General features: G+C 51.2%; 1 protein-coding gene. It reads right to left on the bottom strand.

Going from position 1 to position 535, the window contains the following annotated elements; genetic code table 11:
- A partial coding sequence (locus tag ACTHTY_RS11530) for a hypothetical protein (RefSeq protein ID WP_440367754.1) occupies positions 1 to 416 on the bottom strand: 416 nt, incomplete at its 3' end.
- Positions 417 to 535 lie beyond the last annotated feature (119 nt).

Genomic DNA, 535 nt, shown 5'->3' with positions numbered 1-535 from the left:
ACCAAAACACCAACAAACACCAAAACCAACCACACCCCAAACACACACACAATCAACCCAACTACCAACAAACCAACCACCAAAAACACAACCACACCCAAACCCCCCACCAGCAACAAAGACACCGCCCGCATTATCCATGCCCACCCAACCTTGTCCGAAGTGGTCCACGAAGCCGCACTGGCAGCCGACAAACACGCCTCGCACGACCAATAGACACTAAAACCACCCAAAACCCCCCAAACAACACCAAAACCCACAACACACCAAACACCCCAAAAACCCCACCCCCCAACCCACAACCCCACCAAACAAACAAACAACACCCACACCCACCACAAACAAAAAAACAACCAACACCCCCCCCACACCAACAAACACCACCAACACACACACAACAAAACCACAACAAACACACACAACAACAAACAAAACCCACACACCCAAACACCCAAAAAACAAAAAACCAACCCAACACACAACACCACCACCCACCAACCCCAACACCACCACCCACCCACCCCACCCAAACCCA

The sequence above is a fragment of the Neisseria sp. P0019.S002 genome (assembly GCF_051957155.1).
In the GTDB taxonomy this organism is placed as follows: domain Bacteria; phylum Pseudomonadota; class Gammaproteobacteria; order Burkholderiales; family Neisseriaceae; genus Neisseria; species Neisseria perflava.
The sequence above is the reverse complement of the archived record's forward strand: the minus strand, read 5'-3'. Positions and strand labels throughout refer to the sequence as shown.